At 59.6% G+C, this 18,931-nt stretch carries 20 protein-coding genes; 6 read left to right on the plus strand and 14 right to left on the minus strand.

Annotated features, from left to right (window positions below):
• Positions 1–101: 101 nt before the first annotated feature.
• Positions 102–533: an OsmC family protein gene (locus ND528_RS08435; protein WP_016772308.1), complete on the minus strand. Its 432-nt coding sequence runs from the start codon at positions 531–533 to the stop codon at positions 102–104.
• Positions 534–773: 240 nt separating this feature from the next.
• Here ND528_RS08435 and ND528_RS08440 point away from each other — a divergent pair, with 240 nt between their 5' ends.
• On the plus strand, positions 774–1,775 hold the full coding sequence (locus tag ND528_RS08440) for an LLM class flavin-dependent oxidoreductase (RefSeq protein WP_041476454.1): 1,002 nt from the start codon (positions 774–776) through the stop codon (positions 1,773–1,775).
• A gap of 164 nt (positions 1,776–1,939) precedes the next feature.
• Here the strand turns inward: ND528_RS08440 and ND528_RS08445 are convergent, their stop codons facing one another.
• Positions 1,940–2,164: a DUF1161 domain-containing protein gene (locus tag ND528_RS08445; protein ID WP_090288022.1), complete on the minus strand. Its 225-nt coding sequence runs from the start codon at positions 2,162–2,164 to the stop codon at positions 1,940–1,942.
• A 129-nt stretch (positions 2,165–2,293) separates the two neighbouring features.
• Positions 2,294–2,509, minus strand: coding sequence for a dodecin (locus ND528_RS08450; protein WP_130910985.1), 216 nt, complete (start codon positions 2,507–2,509; stop codon positions 2,294–2,296).
• A 166-nt stretch (positions 2,510–2,675) separates the two neighbouring features.
• Between ND528_RS08450 and ND528_RS08455 the strand changes: the two genes are divergently transcribed.
• Entirely contained in the window at positions 2,676–3,002 is a 327-nt protein-coding gene (locus tag ND528_RS08455) for a DUF883 family protein (protein ID WP_039757078.1), read from the plus strand.
• On the opposite strand, the gene ND528_RS08460 is transcribed toward ND528_RS08455, so the two are convergent.
• Entirely contained in the window at positions 2,975–3,892 is a 918-nt protein-coding gene (locus ND528_RS08460; RefSeq protein ID WP_137214582.1) for a LysR family transcriptional regulator, read from the minus strand. The two genes, ND528_RS08455 and ND528_RS08460, sit on opposite strands and share 28 nt — an antisense overlap.
• Positions 3,893–4,005: 113 nt before the next feature.
• On the opposite strand from ND528_RS08460, the gene trpB reads away from it, so the two are divergent.
• Both trpB and trpA read left to right on the plus strand, forming a co-directional pair.
• Complete coding sequence (gene trpB, locus ND528_RS08465) at positions 4,006–5,238, plus strand: tryptophan synthase subunit beta (RefSeq protein WP_130910987.1); 1,233 nt, start codon at positions 4,006–4,008, stop codon at positions 5,236–5,238.
• Complete coding sequence (gene trpA / locus ND528_RS08470) at positions 5,238–6,047, plus strand: tryptophan synthase subunit alpha (RefSeq protein WP_016772301.1); 810 nt, start codon at positions 5,238–5,240, stop codon at positions 6,045–6,047. The genes trpB and trpA overlap by 1 nt, the downstream gene beginning before the upstream one ends.
• Before the next feature lie 58 nt (positions 6,048–6,105).
• Here trpA and ND528_RS08475 read toward each other — a convergent pair whose 3' ends face one another.
• The 10 genes from ND528_RS08475 to ND528_RS08520 form a co-directional block, all read right to left on the minus strand.
• Entirely contained in the window at positions 6,106–8,067 is a 1,962-nt protein-coding gene (locus ND528_RS08475; protein WP_263470087.1) for a DUF4105 domain-containing protein, read from the minus strand.
• Positions 8,064–8,384, minus strand: a complete 321-nt coding sequence (locus tag ND528_RS08480; RefSeq protein ID WP_137214587.1) for a DUF2388 domain-containing protein — start codon at positions 8,382–8,384, stop codon at positions 8,064–8,066. The genes ND528_RS08475 and ND528_RS08480 overlap by 4 nt, the downstream gene beginning before the upstream one ends.
• Positions 8,385–8,411: 27 nt before the next feature.
• Positions 8,412–8,729, minus strand: coding sequence for a DUF2388 domain-containing protein (locus ND528_RS08485; protein ID WP_137214589.1), 318 nt, complete (start codon positions 8,727–8,729; stop codon positions 8,412–8,414).
• Between the two features lie 108 nt (positions 8,730–8,837).
• Positions 8,838–9,155, minus strand: coding sequence for a DUF2388 domain-containing protein (locus ND528_RS08490; RefSeq protein ID WP_263470088.1), 318 nt, complete (start codon positions 9,153–9,155; stop codon positions 8,838–8,840).
• Between the two features lie 333 nt (positions 9,156–9,488).
• Positions 9,489–9,704 (minus strand): DUF1127 domain-containing protein, encoded by a 216-nt coding sequence (locus tag ND528_RS08495; protein ID WP_007911656.1) that lies wholly within the window; start codon positions 9,702–9,704, stop codon positions 9,489–9,491.
• Between the two features lie 321 nt (positions 9,705–10,025).
• A complete protein-coding gene (locus ND528_RS08500; RefSeq protein WP_137214593.1) occupies positions 10,026–11,519 on the minus strand; it encodes an acetyl-CoA hydrolase/transferase family protein in 1,494 nt (497 codons plus the stop codon).
• Between the two features lie 214 nt (positions 11,520–11,733).
• Complete coding sequence (locus ND528_RS08505) at positions 11,734–13,167, minus strand: NAD(P)(+) transhydrogenase (Re/Si-specific) subunit beta (protein WP_016772296.1); 1,434 nt, start codon at positions 13,165–13,167, stop codon at positions 11,734–11,736.
• Positions 13,167–13,487 carry an NAD(P) transhydrogenase subunit alpha gene (locus ND528_RS08510; RefSeq protein ID WP_003220416.1) on the minus strand — a complete coding sequence of 107 codons (321 nt, stop codon included), beginning with the start codon at positions 13,485–13,487 and terminating at the stop codon, positions 13,167–13,169. The genes ND528_RS08505 and ND528_RS08510 overlap by 1 nt, the downstream gene beginning before the upstream one ends.
• Before the next feature lie 15 nt (positions 13,488–13,502).
• Positions 13,503–14,624 (minus strand): Re/Si-specific NAD(P)(+) transhydrogenase subunit alpha, encoded by a 1,122-nt coding sequence (locus ND528_RS08515; RefSeq protein WP_110644714.1) that lies wholly within the window; start codon positions 14,622–14,624, stop codon positions 13,503–13,505.
• Positions 14,625–15,058: 434 nt separating this feature from the next.
• Complete coding sequence (locus ND528_RS08520) at positions 15,059–15,958, minus strand: LysR family transcriptional regulator (RefSeq protein ID WP_207807654.1); 900 nt, start codon at positions 15,956–15,958, stop codon at positions 15,059–15,061.
• Between the two features lie 157 nt (positions 15,959–16,115).
• On the opposite strand from ND528_RS08520, the gene ND528_RS08525 reads away from it, so the two are divergent.
• On the plus strand, positions 16,116–17,297 hold the full coding sequence (locus tag ND528_RS08525) for an acyl-CoA dehydrogenase (RefSeq protein ID WP_024015035.1): 1,182 nt from the start codon (positions 16,116–16,118) through the stop codon (positions 17,295–17,297).
• 14 nt (positions 17,298–17,311) lie between these two features.
• Positions 17,312–18,532 carry a CaiB/BaiF CoA transferase family protein gene (locus tag ND528_RS08530; protein ID WP_263470089.1) on the plus strand — a complete coding sequence of 407 codons (1,221 nt, stop codon included), beginning with the start codon at positions 17,312–17,314 and terminating at the stop codon, positions 18,530–18,532.
• Positions 18,533–18,931 lie beyond the last annotated feature (399 nt).

An 18,931-nucleotide genomic window follows, 5' to 3' on the forward strand; every position in this document is an offset into this window, starting at 1 on the left:
CCTTCGCGAGCAGGCTCGCTCCCACACTGGATCTGCGACGTGCACAAATCCCCTGTGGGAGCAAGCCTGCTCGCGAAGGCGTCAGCCCGGCAAACGCCCAATCAGCTGACCAGCGAAGCCTCGAGAGTGATCTTCGCATTCAGCACCTTGGAAACCGGGCACCCTTCCTTGGCCTTGTTGCTCAACTCTTCAAACTGCTGCTGAGTTGCGCCCGGGATCTTCGCCTTGAGAATCAGCTTCACCGCAGTGATCGCGAAGCCGCCGTCAACCTGATCGAGGGTGACTTCGGCGTTGGTGTCGATGCTGTCTGCCTTCAGGCCCGCATCACCGAGAATCATCGAAAACGCCATGGAGAAGCAGCCGGCGTGGGCCGCGCCGATCAGCTCTTCCGGGTTGGTACCCTTGCCGCCTTCGAAGCGCGCCTTGAAGCCGTAAGGTGCTTCGCGCAGTACGCCGGTTTCGGTGGAGATCGAGCCGAGACCGGTTTTCAGATCGCCTTCCCAATGCGCCGATGCCTTTTTCACGATAGCCATGTCTGCCTCCTCAAATGTGGCGCGGAACGCCGCGCCGTCGCGGTTTTTACTAGCAAGGCTTCTGAGGATAGACGGCGGAACAAAGTTCAGCCTGGCTGAATCGTTGACTTTTTTAGTAGGAAATTTCGTCGCTGCTATTGAATCTCGGGTATATGCCCTCATTCCATAAAACACGCTTATGGATTTGGCAGGTTTTCGCTCGCAAGAAAAACCTGCCTCCCCACCCGGAGATGCAGGTTCATGAAAAAACTGTCCGACGTAAAATTTTCCACTCTCGACCTGGTGCCGGTGCGCGAAAACGGCAGCGCGGCGCAATCGCTGCGCAACTCGCTGGACCTGGCGCAGCATGCCGAGAAATTCGGCTACACGCGCTTCTGGGTCGCCGAACACCACAACATGGACGGCATCGCCAGTTCCGCGACGTCGGTGTTGCTCGGCTATCTGGCCGGGGGCACGTCGACGATCCGCGTCGGTTCCGGCGGGGTGATGCTGCCCAACCATGCGCCGCTGGTGATTGCCGAGCAGTTCGGCACCCTTGAGAGCCTGTACCCGGGACGCATCGACCTAGGCCTGGGCCGCGCCCCCGGCTCTGACCAGATGACCGCCCGCGCCTTGCGCCGTGAGCGCTCGGGCAGCGCTGACGACTTCCCTGAAGACGTCGCCGAACTGATGCGCTACCTCGGCCCGCGCACCCCGGAGCAACGGGTGATCGCCATGCCCGGCACCGGCACCAACGTGCCGATCTGGCTGCTCGGCTCAAGTCTGTTCAGCGCGCAATTGGCGGGTGAGCGCGGCTTGCCTTACGCCTTCGCCTCGCACTTCGCGCCGCGCTTCATGCACGAGGCGATCCGCATCTATCGCAACCACTTCAAGCCTTCTGCCGTGCTGGACAAGCCGTACGTAATGCTCGGCGTGCCGCTGGTGGCGGCCGATACCGATGAGCAAGCCGATTATCTGGCGACGTCGGTGTACCAGCGCATTCTTGCGTTGATGCGTGGCCAGAGCCTGGTGCAGCGTCCGCCGGTGAAAACCATGGACGGTCTGTGGCTGCCCCATGAACGTGAAGCGGTGGGCGATTTCCTCGGCCTCGCCATGGTCGGCGGCCCGCAGAAGATCCGCGCCAAGCTTGAGGTGCTGATCGAGCAGACCCAGGCGGACGAGCTGATTTTCACCAGTGATCTTTACGAACATGCCGATCGCATCCATTCCTACGAACTGCTTGCGCAAGTCATGAAGGGATAACGCGAACCCTTGTAGGAGCTGTCGAGTAAAACGAGGCTGCGATCTCTTGATCTTGATTTGAAATCAAGATCAAGAGATCGCAGCGTGCCGCAGCTCCTACCCGGAAAATCATCGTCCACAAAAAAGCCGACGCATCCACGTCGGCTTTTTTACTTCAGGCGCAATCAACCGCGTTTGTAGACGATTTCCTTGCTGCCGCCTTCGCAGGTGCCAACCACTTTGGCGTCAGCCGCCGCACCTTTGTCGACAACCTCCAGCGAATAACCGGAAACGCCTTTGGCGTCGAGCTTCGCGGCGATTTCGCTTTTCAGCTCTTCACAGGGCTTGCCGGCTGCAAACGCACCACCCGCAAGGCTCAACAAACCTACTGCCAACATGAACTTCTTCATCGGTCGCACTCCCTGGTCGGATTGAAAGAGGCGGGCATCGAGTCATCCACCCGATGCGCTCACCTTGTAGCGCTTTGCCATTCCCTATGGCACTCGGCCAGCGCGCAAGTTCAGAAGACTAGCTCAAACTCAGCTGGCGGCAATCTTGAAGCCGACTTTCAGCGTGACCTGAAAGTGCGCCACCTGGCCGTTTTCGATGTGGCCACGGGTTTCGGTCACTTCAAACCATTCCAGATTGCGCAGGGTTTTGTTGGCCTCGGCCAGTGCATTGTTGATGGCGTCTTCGATGCTGTTAGTGGACGAGCCGACCAGCTCGACTTTCTTGTAGGTGTGATGGTCACTCATGGCGTTCTCCTTGGGTTGGAATGGCGTGTGAAATTGAGCCTAGCAGGCAATTGCACTGATGATTTCGGCGCCGTTGCGCTGCCGAAGTTCAGAATTTCTGCACTTTCTCGACATGCTGAAGTCCCAACCAACACACGCCACTCATCACCAATGCAGGAGAGCCACCATGGCCAACACCTCTTTACGTAAAGCCTCGTTGCAAAGCATGGAAGCCGAGATCGAGAGTCTGCTCAAATCGTTGGAAAGCTTGAAAGACGATGCTTCGGACGAGTCGCGCAAGACCCTCAAGGCGCTGAAAAGCAATGCCGAAAGTGCGCTGAAACATTCCCGTCATCTGCTCAGCGACGCGTACGAAGAAGTCAAAGTGAAAACCCGCGAGACCGGCATTGCCACTCGTGACTACGCGCAGGAACACCCATGGACCACAGCCGGCGTGGCTGTCGGTGCAATCGGTCTGCTCGCTGCCTACTTTTTGTTCAAGCGCGGCGAGTGATCGTTCTGGCGTAGCTCGTTTTTAAGCCACTGCGCCAGTTGCCTGGCGCGCCCGTCCGCGGCGCGCTTGGGTAGCCACAACGCCAGTTGCGCCGGGGTTTCGCAGAAACCCCACGGCGCAACCAGGCGACCCGCCTTCAGATCTTCGGTCACCAGCGGCTCCGGCGCGATCGCTACGCCAAGCCCGGCTACCGCTGCCTCCAGCAAATAATACAAATGCTCAAAACCTTGCCCGAGCTTCAACATCTTGGGATCGAGGTGGTTTTGCTGCGCCCAGCTGGGCCAGGCTTGTGGGCGAGAGGTGGTGTGCAGCAAGGGCTGGTCGAGCAATTTTGCGGCAGGAGCGTCGTGCAGGTTCTGATAACCGCTGAACAACGGGCTCATCACCGGGCCGATGCGTTCCGCCGCCAGTTCATAGACCTGCATATCGGCCGGCCACGGTGGTTCGGCGAACAGCAACAGCGCATCGAGGCCCGGGCGCCGGGGATCGAGATCGCCTTCACCGGCCGACAGGTGCAGACGCAGATCCGGCAAATCGGCATTCAGCCGCCCCAGGCGCGGAATAAACCAGCGCGCCAGCAGGCTCCCCGAACAACCCAGCACGAACGGCGCATCCGCTGTGCTTTGCGTAAGTTCGGCGCAAACACTGCGCAACCGATCGAACGCCTCAGCGCTGGCATCGCGCAGACGCACGCCGGCATCTGTGAGTTTCAAGCCGCGCCCTTCCTTGACGAACAGGCTCACGCCGAGCTGTTCTTCAAGCACCTTGAGCTGGCGGCTGACAGCACCATGGGTCACGTGCAGCTGTTCGGCAGCCTGACTGACGCTGTTCAGACGGGCGGTGGCCTCGAAGGCGCGCAAGGCATTCAGCGGGGGAAGGTCGTGGCTCATGGTATCTGTGAGTTTTCCTGACAGGTTATGGCGATCTTATCGGTTTTCAGCCTGGAAAGTCAGGGGTAGAGTGGTCGTCATTGTCTTCTCACCGAATTCACCTGGAGCGACCCATGACCCAGACTTCGAACACCTCTGATCTGCGTAACGGCCCTGACGCCAACGGCCTGTTCGGTGCGTTCGGTGGCCGTTATGTAGCGGAAACCCTGATGCCGTTGATCCTCGACCTGGCCCGCGAATACGAAGCGGCCAAGGAAGATCCGGCCTTCAAGGAAGAATTGGCCTACTTCCAGCGTGACTACGTCGGACGTCCGAGCCCGCTGTATTTCGCCGAACGCCTGACCGAGTTCTGCGGTGGCGCGAAGATCTACCTCAAGCGTGAAGAGCTGAACCACACCGGCGCGCACAAGATCAACAACTGCATCGGCCAGATTCTTCTGGCGCGGCGCATGGGCAAGAAGCGCATCATCGCCGAAACCGGCGCCGGCATGCACGGCGTGGCTACTGCCACCGTCGCTGCGCGTTTCGGGCTGGACTGCGTGATCTACATGGGCACCACCGACATCGAACGTCAGCAGGCCAACGTCTTCCGCATGAAGCTGCTCGGTGCTGAAGTGATCCCGGTAGTCGCCGGTACAGGCACACTCAAAGATGCGATGAACGAGGCTCTGCGTGACTGGGTGACCAACGTCGACAACACCTTCTACCTGATCGGCACCGTGGCCGGCCCGCACCCTTATCCAGCAATGGTTCGCGACTTCCAGGCGGTCATCGGCAAGGAAACCCGCGATCAGTTGCAGGCTCAGGAAGGTCGTCTGCCGGACAGTCTGGTGGCGTGCATCGGTGGCGGGTCCAACGCCATGGGCCTGTTCCACCCGTTCCTCGATGACAAGAGCGTTGAGATCATCGGTGTCGAAGCAGCGGGTTATGGCATCGAAACCGGCAAGCACGCGGCCAGCCTGAACGGCGGCGTGCCGGGCGTGCTGCACGGCAACCGCACCTTCCTGCTACAGGACGACGATGGTCAGATCATCGACGCCCACTCGATTTCCGCCGGCCTCGACTATCCGGGCATCGGCCCTGAACACGCCTGGTTGCATGACATCGGCCGCGTCCAGTACACCTCGGTAACCGACGACGAAGCCCTTGAAGCGTTCCACAAATGCTGCCGTCTGGAAGGAATTATCCCTGCGCTGGAAAGCGCCCACGCCTTGGCCGAAGTATTCAAACGCGCACCGCAGCTGCCGAAGGATCACCTGATGGTGGTCAACCTCTCGGGCCGCGGCGACAAGGACATGCAAACCGTGATGCACCATATGCAACAGTCGCAGCAGGAGAAACACTGATGAGCCGCCTGCAAACCCGCTTTGCCGACCTCAAGCAACAGAACCGCGCGGCGCTGGTGACCTTTGTCACTGCCGGGGATCCTGACTACGACACTTCGCTGGCAATCCTCAAAGGCCTGCCTGCCGCAGGTGCCGATGTGATCGAGCTGGGCATGCCGTTCACCGATCCGATGGCCGATGGCCCGGCGATCCAGTTGGCCAACATTCGCGCCCTGGGCGCCAAACAGAATCTGGCGAAAACCCTGCAAATGGTTCGCGAATTCCGTGAAGGCAACAGCGACACGCCGCTGGTGTTGATGGGTTACTTCAATCCGATCCACAAATTCGGCGTCGAGCGTTTCATCGCCGAAGCCAAGGATGCTGGCGTTGACGGCCTGATCGTGGTTGATATGCCACCAGAGCACAACGAAGAGCTGTGCGACCCGGCGCAGGCTGCCGGGCTGGATTTCATTCGCCTGACCACGCCGACCACCGACGACGCACGTCTGCCGCGTGTGCTCAACGGCAGTTCCGGTTTTGTCTATTACGTGTCGGTGGCCGGTGTCACCGGTGCCGGTGCCGCGACTCTGGAGCATGTGGAAGAGGCGGTTGCTCGTCTGCGTCGGCATACCGACCTGCCGATCAGCATCGGTTTCGGCATCCGTACGCCGGAGCAGGCTGCGGCCATCGCGCGTCTGGCTGACGGTGTGGTGGTGGGGTCGGCGCTGATCGATCACATCGCCAGTGCCGATACGCCTGAGCAGGCCATCGATGGCGTGTTGAGTCTGTGTTCGGCGCTGTCACAAGGTGTGCGCAAGGCTCGCGTCTAAGACCGCAGGGGAAAACAAAAAGGCTTCAGAACAGGCGTTCTGAAGCCTTTTTTTGTGCTCAGGGTAATTGCAGTCCGCCCGAGGCCTTGTGCAGTTTGCGCAGGTGTTCGCCAATCTGCTTGACGTTGGCTTCGCTGGCGGCAATTTCGGCGGCGCGCTTGGGTTCGAGCAGCTTGCGCACTTCGGTATCAAGGTCGCCGGACAGCGCCAGCAGCTTCTTCTGCCGCTGGCTGCTTTCCGCTTCCAGTCGGCCAAACTCGCTCGGCTGGGGCAGTCCGTAACCTTTGGAGTCGAGCAGTTCCGCCGGACGGCTGAGGAAGCCACTGTTGGCGAGAATCTCCTGCAAGGTTGCGTTGGCCTTGTCCATGCCGCCGTTTTCCAGCTCGCGGGCGCCGAGGTAGCGTTGCTTGACCTCGTCCTGAGCCAGCAACAACTGTCGGCGGAAACTGGCTTGCTCGAGCAGCAACAGCGCGGCACTGGTGCGCAGGTCGGCGCGGTCGAACCATTCGCGGCGTTGTTCAGCGCTGAGTGACAGCCAGTCTTCGACAGTGGTCTGCTTGATCGGCAGCTGCTTCTTCAATACATCGAACATCGCTTGATAGCGATCGCGGAACGAGTCGAAGCGGTAACCCAGGCGCAGCGCTTCTTTCGGATCGTCGAGCACACTGGTGTCGGCCAGACCACGGCCCTTGAGCACTTCGAGCAAGCCGTTGGGCATGATGCTATCAAGGCCGACCAGTTGGCTGTTATTGCTGCCGCTGCGCAACAGTTTCAAGCCTTCCACCGCGCAGTTGTTGGACAGGAAGAAGTAGTTGCCGTCGTAGCTCCAGTGCATCTCGGCAGCATGTTCGACCACGCCTTCGATTTCCTCGCGAGACAGCTTCAGCGGCACCGAAGCGAGACTGCGCAGCTCGGTCTTGGTGTATTCGTCGATCACTTGCGCCAGCGGCAACACGAACAGCCGCGACGGGTATTTGCCGACCAGTCCGTCCCAGCTCGACAGCTGTACATCGCCAACGAAGGCGCGATAGGACAGCACCAGGTGCTGGTCGAGGTCGAGGCGGCAATCCGGGCCACGCGGGCGACCGGGGGCGCAGATCACCAGGCGCAGCATGCTGTGACCCCAGCGGCTGACCCAGTTCTGATTGGCCTCGGCCAGCAGGTAATCGACCGCGTAGACCCGTTCCGGATCGACTTGCCCCAGAGGCTGCTTGGCGAAGTCATTGCCCGCATTGAGAAAGGCGAAGCTCTTGCTGCAGGTGTCCTGCGCTGGCGGCGCCCAGCCGAAATGTTCCTTGTAGTAGCGATACAGCGCCGGGCGGCGGCAGGCGTAGCTCGGGTCGAGGAGGAAGTACTCCATGTTGACCGCGACGAATTCCTTGGGGCTGGAGACTTCGTAAAGGTCCGGGCTGCGGGCGATCTGGCGGTTGTGTTGTTCGCGCTCGCCACGGCGGCCGACGTATTGCTGCCAACCGGCCAGATCGAGCAGGCGCGGATCGTCGCTGATGGTGAAGCGGCGACCGTTCTGCCCGCGACACTCATCGGGAATGCCAATCAGCCCGGCGCTGTTGAAACGCCGGGTGCAGCGCTGGATCAACGTGCGCTCGGCGCTCGGCCATAAACGCGCGCGGTCGTAGATGTGGGTGATTTCGTGCAGCACCGTGGCCAGCAGTTCCTGCCGCACAGTGCCGTGGGGGCGATTGGTTTTTGCTTTGGCCGCGCTGCCATCGGTGAGGCCAGCGAGCAGCTTGCGATTCAGATCAAGCTCGGACACCAGCGTCGCTTGTCCATAAGCGTTGGCAGGCATGTCGTCGGTCCAGCCGACGTCGATGCGCCGATCCAGCCGCTCGATGAAGCTCGGCGGCAGTTTCGCCATGGCCTCATCGATCAGCGCCTGACTGGCCTGTTGTTGAGCCGGGCTCAGACCCTCGGTCTTGAGCCGCAATTGCAGGCCGGCGTGAGCACTGTTGCCAAGCAGCAACAACACCCCGGCCAGCAGCCAGGCGCCAACGGACCTCACAGTGCGAGGATGGCTTCGGCGAGTACCTGATCACTGGCGTCGCGCGCTTCCGGCACACGATTACGCAAGGTGTTGAGAGCAGCTTCGAGGTGCGCGCCACGGATGTCGCCGTTGCTGGCGACGAAACTGGCGGCGTCGTCGTGAGCTTCGCGGATGATTTTCGAGTCGCGGATCGAGGTGGTGGTATCGGAGGTGAAATCGATGGTGCGCTGGGAGGCACGAACGATGATGTTACTGGTGGCTACCAGGGTGTGCGCCTGGGCCACATCGGCCAACACAAACAGGCCAAGGGCGGCAGCAATCAGCGGGCTACGCATGGAACGACTCCGGAAGGACAAGGATAACTATTGGACGAGAATTGCCTCTGCCAGTTCAAGGTCGCTGGCATGAAGTTTTGGCCGGGTTTTGCGCAGGTAATGCAGCGCGGATTCCAGCCGTGCGCCTCGCCATTCACCGTTACTGGCAACGAAGGCGGCCGCGTCATCATGGGCGGCGAGCAGCAGTTTACGGTCGAACGGCGCAGAAGACACCATGCTGGTGGCGTAACCGCTGACAACCGTGCCTTGGGTCGAAGCATTGAAAGCGTCGAAGGCGTTGGCAGACATCGCCCAGCAGGCGGTGAACAAAGCAGAAGAGATGAGCAGATTTGGAAGAAAGCGCATGGGACTCGACAACTGTTAACGAGCCTGAAGGCTAGCGCAAATGCCCGGGCCAGAGCCAGCGTTGAAACATCGGGACACGGCTGGCGTGTCCCGCATTGTGGCAATCGATCAGAGGGTCAGAATGGCCTGAGCCAATTGGGCATCGGTGGCATTGAGTTGTGGCGCCTGATGGCGGATGTGATCGAGCGCACTTTCCAGTTTCACCCCACGGATATCGCCTTGGCTGGCCACGAAGCTGGCGGCATCGTCGCGGGCGGCGAGGACGATCTTGTCGTCACGGAACGAGGAGGTCACATCTGAAGTGGCGTCGGAAGAGGCTTTCAGCGCGCCGACGATCGAGTCGGTGGTGACGATGAAGCTGGTAGCGCTGGCGTTGGCAGTCACGGCCAGCAGGGCGGCGGCACTGAGCAGGCGAAGACGGGTCATGATGGAACTCCTTTGGATAAACCGTAGTGAGAGGTGGCTCGGTATCTGAGGAGTCAGACGCCTGTTGCGCAACGTTCGCCACGTTCTGCATGGATATTAGGCTGCCAGATGCGGTTCGCCCAGTGGTGGCCAGTGATACTTCAAAGGTTCTGGATAACTGTACCGGTATATTCGAGTATTTCGTAAATTGTACCTGTACTCGTTCATATATGCGTTTTAGAGCATTCAAGGCCCCTGAAACGACAGAACCCGTCGTGGTTGCCCACGACGGGTTCTGCTTGTGCAATTCGGGTTGCTGGCGGTGGGTCTGACGACCAGAGCCAGCGACGCTGCTTAGCGCCAGAACGGCTTGCTCAGCTCTTCGTAGCGTTGTGCTTCGCTGATACCGGCGTCGGCCAGCAGGCGCGAGTCCAGACGAGCCAGTTGATGGCGGCTGGAGATGCGGCGCTGCCACAACATCAGGTTGGCAATAACGCGCAGAGGCAGGGAAGCCTGGGTGTTTACAGCTTTGTCTTCGAAGAACAGTTCGGAACTGAGTGTACGTTCCATGGTTGACATCCTTCCGCTTGTGGCGGGATCAGGTAGTGGTTTGACTGGTGCCCATGATCCTCTCGTTTGCCTAGTCTCTGTAGATACAGTTCATTTGTATTGTGAGCTAGCAGTTAACTGTTTACGGATGGTGTACGGGTCGAAATTGGGCAAACTGTACCTGTCCGCACTAGATTGGTGCATTTTGACTGGAATTAAGCTATTGAGTAGGACTTTGCTGTAGGAAAGCACCGGTACAGCAGTACAGTTTTCGACGATTCTGCTACTAGCGGAGATCCATCGACGCAAAACTGTGTTTGCGTCGATGTATATCTGTGTGAATCACACCGCCAGCATGCGCCCGGTTTCTTCCAGATTCATATGCCAGCTCAAGGCTTCGCGCAGAATATGCGGGGTGTGCCCGCCAATTGCACAGGCAGCGGTGAAGTAATCATTCAGTGCCTGGCGGAAGTCCGGGTGCACACAGTTGTCGATGATCACCCGCGCACGCTCCCGTGGCGCCAGGCCGCGTAAATCGGCCAACCCGACCTCGGTCACCAGAATGTCGACATCATGCTCCGTGTGGTCGACGTGGCTGACCATCGGCACCACGCTGGAAATCGCGCCACCCTTGGCGATCGATTTGGTCACGAACACCGCCAGATGCGCGTTGCGCGCGAAGTCGCCGGAGCCGCCGATGCCGTTCATCATCCGCGTGCCGCAGACATGGGTGGAGTTGACGTTGCCGTAGATGTCGAACTCCAGCGCGGTGTTGATGCCGATGATGCCCAGACGGCGCACCACTTCCGGGTGATTGGAGATCTCCTGCGGCCGCAGAATCAGTTTGTCCTTGTACTTCTCCAGGTTGCCGAACACGTCGCTGTTGCGGCGCTCGGACAGGGTGATCGAACTGCCCGAGGCGAAGCTCAGCTTGCCGGCATCGATCAGGTCGAAAGTCGAATCCTGGAGCACTTCCGAATACATGGTCAGGTCTTCGAACGGCGAGTCGATCAAGCCGCACATCACCGCGTTGGCGATGTTGCCAATTCCGGCTTGCAGCGGGCCGAGCTTATTCGTCATGCGGCCGGCCGCAACTTCCTGCTTGAAGAAGGTGATCAGGTGTTCGGCGATAGCGTTGGTATCAACGTCCGGTACCGACACTGTGGACGGCGAGTCCGACTGCTGAGTGATGACAATCGCGACGATCTTCTCCGGTGGAATCGGGATCGCCGTGCTGCCGATGCGATCGTCGACTTTCACCAGCGGGATTGGCGTGCGCGTCGGGCGGTACGTCGGGATATAAATGTCGTGCAGGCCTTCGAGATTGGCGTTGTGGGCCAGGTTGATCTCGACGATCACTTGTTTGGCGAAGATCGCGAAGCTGGCCGAGTTGCCCACCGAAGTGGTCGGCACGATATGGCCTTGTTCAGTGATGGCGACTGCCTCGATGACGGCGATGTCCGGCAGCTTCAACTGTTGGTTGCGCAGTTGCTCTACGGTTTCCGAGAGATGCTGGTCAATGAACATCACTTCGCCGGCGTTGATGGCCTTGCGCAACGTGCTGTCGACCTGAAACGGCATGCGCCGCGACAGCACGCCGGCCTCGGTCAATTGCTTGTCGAGGTCGTTGCCCAGGCTGGCGCCGGTCATCAGGCTGATCTTCAGCGGTGTGACCTTGGCGCGCTCGGCCAGTGCATGGGGAACGGCCTTGGCTTCGCCGGCGCGGGTGAAACCGCTCATGCCGACGGTCATGCCGTCCTCAATCAGAGCAGCGGCGTCGGCAGCGCTCATCACTTTGTCCAACAACGAAGGCAGGCGAATACGGTCACGGTACATGGATTATTATCTCGGGCAACGAGTAGCAGGATGCGCAGTCTAGTGAATTTGGCCGGCGCCTGTCCCGCTACCAAGGTCGCAAACGAGGCCTCTATTTCGCGGGTTTGCAGTAAAACACCGTTACCGGATCTGCAACAACGCGGCAAATTGTCCAGCTTCTGGCGCAAACAAAAACGCCCCGACAAGTCGGGGCGTTCGCTATTGCAGCGGTGAATTACTCGACCGCTTTGACCATGTCTTCGATGACTTTCTTCGCATCGCCGAAGACCATCATGGTCTTGTCCAGATAGAACAGTTCGTTGTCCAGGCCGGCGTAGCCGCTGGCCATCGAGCGCTTGTTGACGATGATGGTCTTGGCCTTGAACGCTTCGAGAATCGGCATGCCGGCAATCGGCGACTTCGGATCGTTCTTCGCGGCCGGGTTGACCACGTCGTTCGCGCCGAGCACCAGCACCACGTCGGCCTGACCGAACTCGGAGTTGATGTCTTCCATCTCGAACACCTGGTCGTAAGGCACTTCGGCCTCGGCGAGCAGGACGTTCATGTGCCCAGGCATGCGACCGGCCACCGGGTGAATCGCGTACTTCACGGTCACGCCCCGATGGGTCAGCTTCTCGGTCAGCTCCTTCAGTGCGTGTTGGGCACGGGCCACTGCCAGGCCGTAACCCGGGACGATGATCACGGTGTCGGCGTTGGTCAGCAGGAAGGTTGCGTCATCAGCCGAGCCGGATTTCACCGGGCGTGCTTCCTGCGCACCGGCAGGACCTGCGTCTGCCGTATTGCCGAAACCGCCGAGCAGTACATTAAAGAAGGAGCGGTTCATCGCCTTGCACATGATGTACGAGAGGATCGCACCGCTCGAACCCACCAGCGAGCCGGCAATGATCAGCATCGAGTTGTTCAGCGAGAAACCGATGCCCGCCGCCGCCCAGCCGGAATAGCTGTTGAGCATCGACACCACCACCGGCATGTCGGCGCCGCCGATCGGGATGATGATCAGCACGCCCATCACGAACGCCAGCGCCAGCATCAGCGCGAACGCCGTAAGGTTGCCTGTGAACATGAAGGTCAGACCGAGAACCAGCGTAGCCAGACCCAGGACCGCATTGAGTTTGTGCTGACCGGCAAACTGTACCGGTGCGCCCTGGAACAGGCGGAACTTGTATTTGCCCGAGAGCTTGCCGAAGGCGATTACCGAACCCGAGAAGGTGATTGCACCGATCGCAGCGCCGAGGAACAGCTCCAGGCGGTTGCCCGCCGGGATCGCATCGCCCAGCTGTTTAACGATACCCAACGACTGCGGCTCGACCACCGCCGCAATGGCAATGAACACCGCCGCGAGGCCGATCATGCTGTGCATGAACGCTACCAGTTCCGGCATCTTGGTCATTTCAACGCGCTTGGCCATGATCGAACCGGCGGTACCGCCGACCAGCAAGCCAACGATCACATAACCGATGCCAGCCGTGGCCAGTTCAGCGCCCAACTTATAGATGAGGCCGACCGTGGTGATGATTGCCAGCGCCATGCCGAGCATGCCGAACAGGTTGCCGCGCCGCGAAGTGGTCGGGTGTGACAGGCCTTTGAGGGCCTGGATAAAGCAGATCGACGCGATCAGGTAGAGCGTCGTGACGAGATTCATGCTCATTACTTCGGCGCCTCTTCTTTTGCTTTCGGGGCTTTCTTCTTGAACATCTCAAGCATGCGGCGGGTGACCAGGAAGCCACCAAACACATTGACCGCCGCCAGTGCCACAGCCAGCGTGCCCATGGTCTTGCCCAGCGGCGTGACGGTCAGCGCAGCGGCGAGCATGGCGCCGACGATCACGATCGCGGAAATGGCGTTGGTCACCGCCATCAACGGCGTGTGCAGCGCAGGTGTAACGTTCCAGACCACGTGGTAACCGACATAAATCGCCAGCACGAAGATGATCAGGTTGTAGATACCGGGGGAGATAAGCTCTTCCATCGTCTGAATCCCTGCTTAGGCGTTTTTGCGGATGACTTGGCCGTCGCGGCACATCAGGCACGCGGCGACGATGTCGTCTTCGAGGTTGACGTCGAACTGGCCTTCCTTGGTGAATACCAGCTTGAGGAAGTCCAGCAGGTTGCGTGCGTACAGCGCCGAAGCATCGGCAGCGACTTCACCGGCGAGGTTGGTCGGGCCAACGATGGTCACACCGTTTTCCACAACGACCTGATCGGCCACGGTCAGCGGGCAATTGCCACCCTGAGCGGCGGCGAGGTCGATAACCACCGAGCCCGGCTTCATCTGTGCCACGGTCTCGGCGCTGAGCAGCGTCGGCGCCTTACGGCCCGGAATCAGCGCAGTGGTGATGACGATATCGGCCTGCTTGGCGCGCTCATGCACCGCCTGAGCCTGGCGCTGCATCCAGCTCGCCGGCATCGGCCGCGCGTAACCGCCGACACCGACGGCGCATTCGCGCTCTTCATCGGTCTCGTAGGGCACGTCGACGAACTTCGCGCCGAGGGATTCAATCTGTTCCTTCACCGCTGGGCGCACGTCGGACGCCTCGATCACCGCACCCAGGCGTTTCGCCGTGGCAATCGCCTGCAACCCGGCCACGCCTGCGCCAAGAATCAGCACCCGCGCCGCTTTCACGGTGCCCGCAGCAGTCATCAGCATCGGCATGAAGCGTGGGTAATAGTGAGCGGCCAGCAACACCGCTTTGTAGCCGGCGATGTTCGCCTGCGACGACAACACATCAAGACTCTGCGCCCGCGAGGTGCGCGGCGCCGCTTCGAGGGCGAACGCGGTAATGCCGCATTCGGCCATCTTCGCGATGGTCTCGTTGTTGAACGGGTTGAGCATGCCCACCAGCACCGTACCGCGCTTGATCAGCGTCAGTTCGGCATCGCTTGGCGCGACCACTTTGAGAATCAGCTCGGCGCCAAACGCGTCATTGGCGCTGCCAATGCTTGCGCCGGCCGCTTCATAGGCACTGTCGACGACACTGGCTTTGACGCCAGCGCCACTTTGCACAGTGACCTTATGGCCTTGGCTGATCAGCTTCTTGATGGTTTCCGGGGTTGCAGCAACCCGTGTTTCACCGGTCTGGGTTTCGAGGGGAACACCAATGTGCACGTCAAATCTCCTGCGTGATCTTATTGAGTAAACCCATGCACTACGGATGGTGCGACTGGGGCGGCCGATCAGCACGATCCCGCCGAATCAGGGCGGGGCGCGGCATTTTGCAGGCGAACTTTATGCCCTTCAAGGGATTATGACGGGTGACGGAAAATTAACTACAAGTCATGCCGTGACCGAATGTCGCAGATGGCCAGTTGAACCCCTTGCAGGCCGTGCCCTGCATGGATTCTGGCTGAATTTGAAAAAAATTCGCATCGGTGGCGTGAATAGGCAGTAATGAGTCGCCATTAGAGGCTCAAAGCCACGTGTTTGGCAGCTTGTGGGACGTCTGTACGACTTTCGGATACAGTCTGCGCAAAAGCGACAAATAGTTATATCTGTAGGGCTTTGTTTTTTCTGACTACGGGGTTAAGTATTACGCAAAGCCTTTATTCTTCTAGGCTGTAGCTTTGCGCTTGATTTACCAGCCAGTCGCGAAATGCCTTCAGCGATGCCGATTCGACCTTTCGCTCGGGAATCATCAGGTAATAGGCCTTGATGCTGGAGAGCGCTTGAGGGTTGGCAACCACCAGCCGTTTCTCTGCCAGCTCGCGCTGGATCAGAAACGGCGGAATCAGCGCGACGCCCATGTCGTGCATGGCTGCCTGGGCAAGCATGGAGAATAGCTCGTAGCGTGGGCCTGTCATGTCGCGAGGGATATTCAGTTGCTGCGAGTTGAACCATTGGCGCCAGGCGTAAGGTCGGGTGGTCTGCTGCAGCAGCGGTAGCTCGGCGATGGCTTGCGCTGTCAGTTGCTTGCGATCGCCGAGTAGGGCGGGGCTGCATACCGGCATCGGATTCTCGCCCATCAATCTGTGGGATTCGGTACCCGACCAGTCGGCGTCGCCGAAGTAAATCGCGGCATCGAATTCGGTGTCGGCAAACAGGAACGGCCGGGTGCGGTTGGTCAGGTTGACGGTCACTTCCGGGTGCTTGAGCTGAAAGTCCTTGAGTCGCGGCAGCAGCCATTGCGTGCCGAAGGTCGGGACGACGGCGAGCTCGATAACGTTGGTACCCTGCTGGCCCATCACCGAAAGGGTGTCGCGCTCCACCGCATCGAGCTGAGTCGCCACCCGACGACTGTAGGAAAGACCCGCCTCGGTCAGTTTCACTCCACGTCGCGAGCGTCGGAACAGTTCCACGCTGAGGAAGTCTTCAAGGCTGGCGATCTGTCGGCAGATGGCGCCCTGGGTGAGCGACAGCTCTTCAGCGGCTCGGGTAAAGCTCTCATGGCGGGCGGCAGCTTCGAAGCTGATCAGGGCGGCCGTGCTGGGGATCTTCCTGCGCATGTACGGCAACCTCACTAATGCGCCGCATAAAAGGCAATTCGCGACGTTTCGGAGTGAGAAATTAACACAACAGGATGCGAAATCCTCGTTTGCCCCGATGACCAACCGCGCCTAGGATCAATGCCACGTTAATTCACCAGATTGCGAGGGCACACTCATGGGCGGTAAAGCTAGCTTCAATTGGATCGATCCCCTGCTGCTGGATCAACAGCTCACCGAAGAGGAGCGGATGATCCGCGACACCGCCGCGCAGTTCGCTCAACAGAGCCTGGCGCCGCGTGTACTTGAAGCTTTCCGTCATGAGAAGACCGATCCGGCGATCTTCCGCGAGATGGGCGAAGTCGGCCTGCTCGGCGCGACCATTCCTGAGCAGTACGGTGGCAGCGGTCTGAACTATGTCAGTTACGGCCTGATTGCCCGCGAGGTCGAGCGCGTCGACTCTGGCTATCGCTCGATGATGAGTGTGCAGTCCTCGCTGGTGATGGTGCCGATCAACGAATTCGGTACCGAAGCACAGAAACAGAAGTATCTGCCGAAGCTGGCTTCCGGCGAATGGATCGGTTGCTTTGGTCTGACCGAACCGAACCACGGTTCCGATCCGGGCGCGATGATTAGCCGGGCTCGCAAGGTCGATGGCGGCTACAGCCTGACCGGCGCGAAAATGTGGATCACCAACAGTCCGATCGCTGACGTCTTCGTGGTCTGGGCCAAGGACGATGCCGGCGATATCCGTGGCTTCGTTCTGGAGAAAGGCTGGAAAGGTCTGAGCGCTCCGGCGATTCACGGCAAGGTCGGCCTGCGCGCCTCCATCACCGGCGAGATCGTCATGGACAACGTTTTCGTGCCGGAAGAAAACATCTTCCCGGACGTGCGTGGTCTGAAAGGTCCGTTCACCTGCCTCAACTCCGCACGCTACGGCATTTCCTGGGGCGCACTGGGCGCCGCCGAGTTCTGCTGGCACACCGCGCGCCAATACACTTTGGACCGTCAGCAGTTCGGTCGCCCGTTGGCCGCGACGCAACTGGTGCAGAAGAAACTTGCCGACATGCAGACCGAGATCACCCTGGCGCTGCAAGGCTGCCTGCGCTTGGGTCGGATGAAGGATGAAGGCACTGCCGCCGTTGAAATCACTTCGATCATGAAGCGCAACTCCTGCGGCAAGTCGCTGGATATCGCGCGGATGGCCCGCGACATGCTCGGCGGAAATGGCATCTCCGATGAGTTCGGCGTGGCCCGTCATCTGGTCAACCTGGAGGTGGTGAATACTTATGAAGGTACCCACGATGTTCATGCGCTGATCCTCGGGCGTGCGCAAACCGGTCTGCAAGCGTTCTATTAACAGGAGGGCGGACCATGGGCGCACTGTCGCATCTGCGGGTACTGGATTTATCGCGAGTACTGGCCGGGCCTTGGGCTGGGCAAATCCTCGCCGACCTTGGCGCCGAAGTGATCAAGGTCGAGCGGCCAGGCAATGGTGACGATACTCGCGCGTGGGGTCCGCCCTTTCTCAAAGACGCTTACGGCGAGAACACGTCGGAAGCGGCTTATTACCTGTCGGCCAACCGCAACAAGCAATCGGTGACCATCGACTTCACCCGTCCTGAAGGGCAGAAGCTGGTGCGCGACCTGGCGGCGAAGTCGGACATCCTCATCGAGAATTTCAAGGTGGGCGGTCTGGCGGCCTATGGCCTGGACTATGAGTCGCTGAAGGCGCTCAACCCGAATCTGATCTATTGCTCTATCACCGGCTTCGGTCAGACCGGTCCTTACGCCAAGCGTGCAGGGTATGACTTCATGATCCAGGGCCTCGGCGGCTTGATGAGTCTGACTGGTCGACCTGAAGGAGATGAAGGTGCTGGCCCGGTGAAAGTGGGCGTAGCGCTGACGGATATTCTCACCGGGCTATATTCGACGGTGGCGATTCTCGCGGCGTTGGCGCATCGCGATCATGACGGTGGCGGCCAACACATTGATATGGCGTTGCTGGATGTACAGGTCGCATGTCTGGCGAACCAGGCGATGAACTACCTGACCACCGGCAATGCGCCAAAGCGTCTGGGCAATGCCCATCCCAATATCGTGCCTTATCAGGACTTTCCTACGGCGGATGGCGACTTCATCCTCACCGTGGGCAATGACGGGCAGTTCCGCAAGTTCGCCGAAGTCGCCGGGCAGCCGCACTGGGCGGATGATCCGCGCTTCGCGACCAACAAGCTGCGGGTAGCGAACCGCGCGGTGTTGATTCCACTGATCCGCCAGGCGACGGTTTTCAAGACGACAGCCGAGTGGGTTGCTCAATTGGAGCATGCGGGTGTGCCTTGTGGGCCGATCAATGATCTGTCGCAGGTGTTTGAAGATCCACAAGTGAAGGCGCGCGGTCTGGCGATCGAACTGCCTCATGCATTGGCGGGGATGGTGCCCCAGGTGGCCAGCCCGATTCGATTGTCGGAGACGCCCGTTGAATATCGTCATGCGCCTCCTTTATTAGGTGAGCACACATTAGAGGTTCTGCAGCGGGTGCTGGGTCTGGGGGCCGGCGCGGTGGCTGCGTTAAAGGAGGAAGGCGTCCTTTAAGTCTTCTTCTATATAGAAGAAGCTCTTTTCTCATCTGATTGGATGTTTTTTAACCAATACGCAAGTTATTGAAAGAAAAGCGAAATTAACGGTTGACGGCAGATTTCAGAGGTCTATAATTCGCCCCACTTCCGGCGCAGTCGAAACGGAAAACTCCTTGAGATTCAAAGAGTTGCGCGGTTTTCGACAGCGGCTTGCTTCAGATCATCGAAGCCTGGAAGGAGTTGAGAGAGCAGTGATGTGTAGCTCTTTTAACGGTTCGATCTTCTCGGTCGAAAGCGGAGAAAAAGAGGTGTTGACAGCAGCGATTAACGCTGTAGAATTCGCCTCCCGCTAACGAGAGATCGGAAGCGCAAGTGGTTGAAGTTGTTGAAGAATTCTTCGAAAACTTCTGAAAAT

The organism is Pseudomonas mercuritolerans (genome assembly GCF_025706525.1).
Classification (GTDB): Bacteria; Pseudomonadota; Gammaproteobacteria; order Pseudomonadales; family Pseudomonadaceae; genus Aquipseudomonas; species Aquipseudomonas mercuritolerans.